Annotated in this window: 6 protein-coding genes; 2 read left to right on the plus strand and 4 right to left on the minus strand. The window is 66.6% G+C overall.

What is annotated here, in order from left to right:
• The first annotated feature begins 89 nt into the window (after positions 1-89).
• Together ACFE7F_RS04975 and acnA are read left to right on the plus strand one after the other, a co-directional pair.
• A complete protein-coding gene (locus tag ACFE7F_RS04975) occupies positions 90-872 on the plus strand; it encodes a Crp/Fnr family transcriptional regulator (RefSeq protein ID WP_375402736.1) in 783 nt (260 codons plus the stop codon).
• 498 nt (positions 873-1,370) lie between these two features.
• On the plus strand, positions 1,371-4,040 hold the full coding sequence (gene acnA / locus ACFE7F_RS04980; protein ID WP_375402737.1) for an aconitate hydratase AcnA: 2,670 nt from the start codon (positions 1,371-1,373) through the stop codon (positions 4,038-4,040).
• Positions 4,041-4,085: 45 nt separating this feature from the next.
• Here acnA and ACFE7F_RS04985 read toward each other — a convergent pair whose 3' ends face one another.
• The 4 genes from ACFE7F_RS04985 to ACFE7F_RS05000 form a co-directional block, all read right to left on the minus strand.
• Positions 4,086-5,483, minus strand: a complete 1,398-nt coding sequence (locus ACFE7F_RS04985) for an amino acid permease (protein ID WP_375402738.1) — start codon at positions 5,481-5,483, stop codon at positions 4,086-4,088.
• 79 nt (positions 5,484-5,562) lie between these two features.
• Positions 5,563-5,904, minus strand: a complete 342-nt coding sequence (locus ACFE7F_RS04990; RefSeq protein WP_375402739.1) for a hypothetical protein — start codon at positions 5,902-5,904, stop codon at positions 5,563-5,565.
• A gap of 52 nt (positions 5,905-5,956) precedes the next feature.
• Positions 5,957-6,394: a CoA-binding protein gene (locus ACFE7F_RS04995; RefSeq protein WP_375402740.1), complete on the minus strand. Its 438-nt coding sequence runs from the start codon at positions 6,392-6,394 to the stop codon at positions 5,957-5,959.
• 47 nt (positions 6,395-6,441) lie between these two features.
• Positions 6,442-6,771 (minus strand): P-loop NTPase (locus tag ACFE7F_RS05000; RefSeq protein WP_375402741.1); only part of this gene is annotated, 330 nt, incomplete at its 5' end.

Genomic DNA, 6,771 nt, shown 5'->3' on the forward strand with positions numbered 1-6,771 from the left:
ATCCACGACTTATAGATAGTCACGAAATTGACTGTGTATAATAATCACGAGCAATATTATTGCTCGCCCCTCCGGTATAGGCTTTCGACATGGCTAACCGTTTCATCCGTAAATTGAGCGGTTTGGCAGATCTGAACGCCGATGATGTGGCGGTGCTCGAGACCGCGACAGGCTGGGGTCGCAGTTATTCGGCCCGCCAGGACCTGATTCGCGAGGGCGACGAGCCCGGGCCGGTGTTCGTCGTGCTCGAGGGCTGGGCTTGCCGGTACAAGATCCTGCCTAACGGCACCCGTCAGATCATGGCGTTCCTGATGGCCGGCGACGCCTGCGACCTTCATATCAGCATGCTCGCAGAGATGGATCATGGCATCCAGGCGATCACGCCCGCGCGGGTGGCGACGGTGTCTCGCGAGGAGATGCGGAGGATGATGCACGAGCATCCCAACATCGCGCGGGCGATGTACGTGTCGCAGTTGGTCGACGAGGGGATCATGCGCGCCTGGATCGTCAGCATGGGCCGGCGCAGCAGCATCGAGCGCGTCGCGCATCTGATGTGCGAGCTCTATCTGCGCGCGCGGGGCATCGGGCTGACGGAGGAGGATCACGTCGAATTGCCGTTGTCGCAGATCGTGCTCGCGGACGCGCTCGGCATGACGCCGGTCCACATGAACCGCGTGCTGAAGGAACTGCGACTGACCGGATCGATGGCGCTCCGCCGCGGCAACCTGACCATCCTCGACGCGGTCAAGCTCGTCCAGATCGCCGGCTTCGATGAGAATTACCTGCACCGGCGCATGCGTCAGACGACCTGGGCGACGCCCGACCCTATGATCGGCGGTTCCGGGATCATGGTCGAAAGGGTTCGTTCGTAGTTGGCCGCAAACTCCGTGTGCAGCTTCGCCAGATGTGGATCGGTAGCGCGGGCAGCCAGATCGCGGCAGGTCTCGACGCGCGTTAAGTAGTAGTCGCGATCGTTCAGCAGGCACATGTGATGTTCCCGTCAGGTGTCATACTCCTGAAATACTCAGGCGCGACGCGGATGATAAGTTACAGGCCGGTTAACCCCTTTCTGAAGTTGACTGACGCCCAGACAATACATCGGCTTGTCGCAAAGTTATTGATCGAGGTTTTCATATTCGACAATCTACTAAATTATTTAAGGCCGCCGGGAACCGATTCATCTTGGAAGGGTGCTGACCAACCAGAGGACGGCAACTCGGCGCATCCGTGCCCTTCCCCCCGTCCCCGCCCCTTGCTAAGGCTCAGACCACTGACGACTTCACCAGTCCGCTGGTCGACGCCCGTGCGGGAGAAGCCGCTCCCGCCTCCCCCGGGCGTGACCCCGCCGACATTCGCCCGAGGATTCCCAAATGACCGCCATCGGCCAGGACAGCCTGAACGCCCGCCGCACCCTCGATGTCGGCGGCGAGACCTACGGCTACTACTCGCTCGCAGCCGCCGCCGATCGCTTCGGCGACGTGTCGCGCCTGCCCTTCTCGATGAAGGTGCTGCTCGAAAACATGCTCCGCTTCGAGGACGGGACCACCGTCACGCTCGACGACATCCAGGCGATCGTCAACTGGCAGAAGGACGCCCGCTCCGACCGCGAGATCCAGTATCGCCCCGCCCGCGTGCTGATGCAGGACTTCACGGGCGTCCCCTGCGTCGTCGACCTCGCCGCGATGCGCGACGCGATCACCAAGCTCGGCGGCGACCCCGCCAAGATCAATCCGCAGGTTCCCGTCCACCTCGTCATCGACCATTCGGTCACCGTAGACGAGTTCGGCTCCCCGCGCGCGATGAACGACAATATGGCGCTCGAATACGAGCGCAACATCGAACGCTACGAGTTCCTGAAATGGGGAGGCAAGGCGCTCGACAACTTCCAGGTCGTGCCGCCGGGCACCGGCATCTGCCACCAGGTCAACCTCGAATACATCGCCCAGGCCGTCTGGTCTTCGGACAATGATGGCCAGAGAGTCGCCTATCCCGATACGCTGGTCGGCACCGACAGCCACACCACCATGGTCAACGGCCTCGGCGTACTCGGCTGGGGCGTGGGCGGGATCGAGGCGGAGGCGGCGATGCTCGGCCAGCCCGTCTCGATGCTCATTCCCGAGGTCGTGGGCTTCAAGCTCACGGGCGCGCTGTCCGAAGGCATCACCGCCACCGACCTCGTCCTGACCGTCACCCAGCTGCTCCGCGCCAAGGGCGTGGTCGGCCGCTTCGTCGAGTTCTACGGCCCCGGCCTCGACCACATGACGCTCGCCGACCGCGCGACGATCGCCAACATGGCCCCCGAATACGGCGCGACCTGCGGCTTCTTTCCCGTCGACGACAAGACGATCGACTATCTGCGCCTGACCGCCCGCTCGCCCGGGACGATCGCACTCGTCGAGGCGTATTCCAAGGCCAACGGTTTCTGGCGCGACGCGGGCACCCCCGACCCGATCTTCACCGACACGCTCGAACTCGACATGGGCGACGTGGTCGCCTCGCTCGCCGGCCCCAAGCGCCCGCAGGATCGCGTGTCGCTGAACAAGGTCGATGAGGTGTTCAACGGCGACCTGCACAAGGTCTATCAAAAGGACCGCGCCGTCCGCGTGGCGGTGAACGACCGCGACCACGATATCGGCGACGGCGACGTGGTCATCGCCGCGATCACCTCATGCACCAACACCTCCAACCCGTCGGTCCTCGTCGCTGCCGGCCTCGTCGCCCGCAAGGCCCGCGCGCTCGGCTTGACCCCCAAGCCCTGGGTCAAGACCTCGCTCGCCCCCGGCAGCCAGGTCGTCACCGATTACCTGACGAAGGCCGGGCTCACCGCCGATCTCGACGCGATGGGTTTCAACCTCGTCGGTTACGGCTGCACCACCTGCATCGGCAATAGCGGCCCGCTCGCGGCGCCGATCAGCCAGGCGATCAACGAACACGACCTCGTCGCCGCGAGCGTCCTGTCGGGCAACCGCAATTTCGAAGGCCGCGTCTCCCCCGACGTCCGCGCCAACTTCCTCGCCAGCCCGCCGCTCGTCGTCGCCTACGCGCTCAAGGGCACCGTGACCGAGGATATGGTGACGACCCCCATCGGCACCGGCTCGGACGGCGTCGACGTGTATCTCAAGGACATCTGGCCCTCGAACGACGAGGTCCGCACCGTCATGGACGCCAACATCGACGCCGGCATGTTCGGCGCGCGTTACGGCGACGTCTACCGCGGCGACGAGAAATGGCAGGGCGTCGACGTGGTCGTCTCCGACACGTTCCAGTGGCGCGCCGGGTCGACCTACGTCGCCAATCCCCCTTATTTCGACGGCATGACGATGACCCCCGCCCCCGTCGGCGACATCCGCGACGCGCGCACCTTGGCCATCCTGGGCGACTCGATCACCACCGACCACATCAGCCCCGCCGGCAGCATCAAGGCGGACAGTCCTGCCGGAAGTTTCCTGCAAGAACATCAGGTTAGCCGCGCCGACTTCAACAGCTACGGTGCCCGCCGCGGCAACCACGACGTGATGATGCGCGGCACGTTCGCCAACATCCGCATCCGCAACGAGATGGTTCCCGGCGTCGAGGGCGGCATGTCCAGCTACAACGGCGAACTCATGCCCATCTACGACGCCGCCATGCGCCACAAGGCCGACGGCACGCCCCTCGTCGTCATCGCCGGCAAGGAATACGGCACCGGCTCCAGCCGCGACTGGGCGGCGAAGGGCACGAACCTGCTGGGCGTCCGCGCCGTGATCGCCGAGAGCTTCGAGCGTATCCACCGCTCCAACCTAGTCGGCATGGGCGTCCTCCCCCTCCAGTTCGCCGCCGGCACCGACCGCAAGACGCTTCGGCTGGACGGCACGGAAACCTTCACCATCGAGAACGTCGCCGCCATCCGTCCCCGCCAGGACGTGATGGTCTACCTGACCCGCGCGGACGGCACCACCGAGCAGATTGAGACCCGCTGCCGCATCGACACCGTCAACGAGCTCGAATACTTTCTTAGCGGCGGCATCCTCCAGTACGTGCTCAGGAAGCTGGCGGCATAGCTTGAACGTTCGCTACCCCGGACGCGCTCCGGGGTAGCGACGGGCCTACCGCCCCGCCACCGCGCGCGGCCGGGCATACAGGAAGTAGAAGGCGAGCCCGAGCAGGTTCCACAGCAGGAAGTACCCCTGCGTCGAACTCGGCAGGCTCCAGAACAGATACAAGCATCCGGCGATCGCGAACGGCGCGACCACCCAGGCCAGCGGCGTCCGAAACGCTCGCTCGCCCGCCGGATCGCGCCGTCGCATGACCAGCACGCACACCGCCACCGCGACGAACGCCGCCAGCGTCCCCGCATTCGCCAGCGCTGCGATCTCGCCGAGCGGCAGCAGCCCCGCGATCACCGCCACCACCGCCGCGGTCGCCAGCGTGATCCGCACCGGCGTTCCCCGCCGCGACACGGTGGCGAGGCTCAGCGGGAGCAGCCCATCGCGTGCCATCGTGAAGAAGATGCGGCTCTGCCCGAACAGGAAGGCGAGCAGCACCGTCGGCAACGCGATCACCGCCGACACGGCCAGGAACCGCGCTACGCCGGGCCGCCCGATCTCGCGCAGGATCAGCGCCAGCGGCTCGGCCGACCCGGCAAAGCGCGTGTAGGACAGCGCGCCCACCGCCGCGACCGCCACCAGCATGTAGATGGCGACGCACGCCACCATCGAACCTACTATGCCTATGGCGAGATCGCGCCCGGGGTTCTTGGTCTCCTCCGCGGCCGTCGAGATCGCATCGAAGCCGTAGAAAGCGAAGAAGATGATCGCCGCAGCCGCCATCACCCCGCGCCCGGTCCCGTCGGCGCTCACGCTCTTGGCGAACCCGTACGGCATCAGCGGCTCGAGGTTGGCACCATCGAAGTAAGGCAACGCGACCGCCACGAACACCGCGAGCGCGACGATCTTGATCCCCACCAGCGCCGCGTTGAGCGTCGCCGACTCCTTGGTGCCCAGGCACAACAGCCCGGCGACCACCGCGATGATCACGACCGCAGGCAGGTTGACCACGCCCCCCGCCCCCGGCCCGTTCGCCAGGGCATCCGGAAAGCCGAACGCCGCGGCGAGCAACGGCGAGGCATAGCCCGACCATCCCACCGCCACCGTCGACACGACCAGCGAATATTCGAGGATCAGCGACCAACCGATCACCCACGCGATCACCTCCCCAAGCACGACATAGCTGTAGGTATAGGCCGATCCCGAAGCCGGGATCATCGTCGCCATCTCGGCATAACAGAGCGCCGCGCACGCGCAGATCGCCCCCGCGATCGCGAAGCTCAGGATCACCCCCGGCCCCGCCAGCCCCGCCCCGACCCCGATCAAGGTCAGGATGCCCGTTCCCACGATCGCGCCGACCCCCAGCGCCACCAGATGCGGCCACGACAAGGTCCGCGCCAGCCGCTCGCCCTCCGGCCGGGCATTCAGATCGACGATCTTGCGGCGAAATAGGCTCATGCGCGGGAGGGCTCCAAGTCGCAGGGACTACCCGGATCGTTACGCGGGCAGCGTGCCCCGCGCCAGCCTCCCAGGAGCGTTAGGGCGCCGGTTTACGAAGCCCGCCGCCGCTCACCCCGGCAGCGCTCACCATCAAGCTGACGCCCGCATGCCCGCCGCCGACCTGGAACGGCCCCATATCCTGCAGCGGCGTCGTCCGGTGGAGCAGCCGTACCCGGTCCGCCATCGCCGGCTGACGATGCGGATCGCCGGGATCGTGAACGACGAACGGTACCCGGAACCGGTCCGCCTGCCGCAAGCCGCACACGGTTACGTCGGTCGAGTTCGGATCGACGACGCACCTTCGCTCGCCGGTAAGCCTGACGCGCGCCGCCTCCACCAACGGATCGGCGAGCTGAGCCATGAGCAGAAGCGTGAACATGCGTGGATAGCACCTCCGACCCGCGCATCCTGCCGCGCGAACCGGCCCAGCGCTAGTCCCCTTGCGCGACCGCAGCGACACCCAACCGCGGGAGCTCGATCGCCGGGCATCGGTCCATCACCACCTGGAGGCCGGCCGCCTCAGCCCGCGCGGCGGCCGCCTCGTCGACCACGCCCAGCTGCATCCACACCGCCTTGGCTCCGATCGCGATCGCCTGGTCGACCACCTCGCCCGCCGCGTCCGACCGGCGGAAAATGTCGACGATGTCGATCGGATCGCCCAGCTGCGACAGCTCGCGAAAGATGAATTCGCCGTGGACATGCTCGCCCGTGATCTGCGGGTTGACCGGGATCACACGGTAGCCGTGCTCCTGCAGCGTCTTCATTACGCGGTAGCTCGGCCGGTCCGGCCGCTCCGACGCGCCCACCACCGCGATCGTCCGCGCGCCCTCGAGCAGCGCCTTGATGTCCTCGTCCCGCGTCAACGGCATGGTCGTTCTCCTACTGATTGGGGAAACGCCGCCGACGCCCCCCGGGTTCAGTGCGCCCGCATCCAGTCCGCGACCGACTCGGCGATCGGTCGAAATAACCGGTCGCCGTCCAACGCAGCCAGCGGTTCCCCCGCATCCGACGCCTCGCGGATCGCGATCGTCAACGGCACCCGACCCAGGAACGGGATACCTAACCGCGCGGCCTCCGCCTCCGCACCGCCGCGCCCGAATGGGTCGGAAAGCTCGCCACACGCTGGACAGACATATCCCGCCATGTTTTCGACCAGCCCGATGATCGGCACCCCCGCCGTTCGGAACAGGTCGATCGCGCGCGCCGCGTCGATCAGCGCCAGGTCCTGCGGCGTCGACACGATCAC

This window comes from uncultured Sphingomonas sp., assembly GCF_964235535.1.
In the GTDB taxonomy this organism is placed as follows: domain Bacteria; phylum Pseudomonadota; class Alphaproteobacteria; order Sphingomonadales; family Sphingomonadaceae; genus Sphingomonas.

Coding starts and splice junctions, on each gene's coding strand:
- acnA (WP_375402737.1), top strand. CDS start 1,371: ATGACCGCCATCGGCCAGGACAGCCTGAACGCCCGCCGCACCCTCGAT.
- ACFE7F_RS04995 (WP_375402740.1), bottom strand. CDS start 6,394: ATGCCGTTGACGCGGGACGAGGACATCAAGGCGCTGCTCGAGGGCGCG.
- ACFE7F_RS04985 (WP_375402738.1), bottom strand. CDS start 5,483: ATGAGCCTATTTCGCCGCAAGATCGTCGATCTGAATGCCCGGCCGGAG.
- ACFE7F_RS04975 (WP_375402736.1), top strand. CDS start 90: ATGGCTAACCGTTTCATCCGTAAATTGAGCGGTTTGGCAGATCTGAAC.
- ACFE7F_RS04990 (WP_375402739.1), bottom strand. CDS start 5,904: ATGTTCACGCTTCTGCTCATGGCTCAGCTCGCCGATCCGTTGGTGGAG.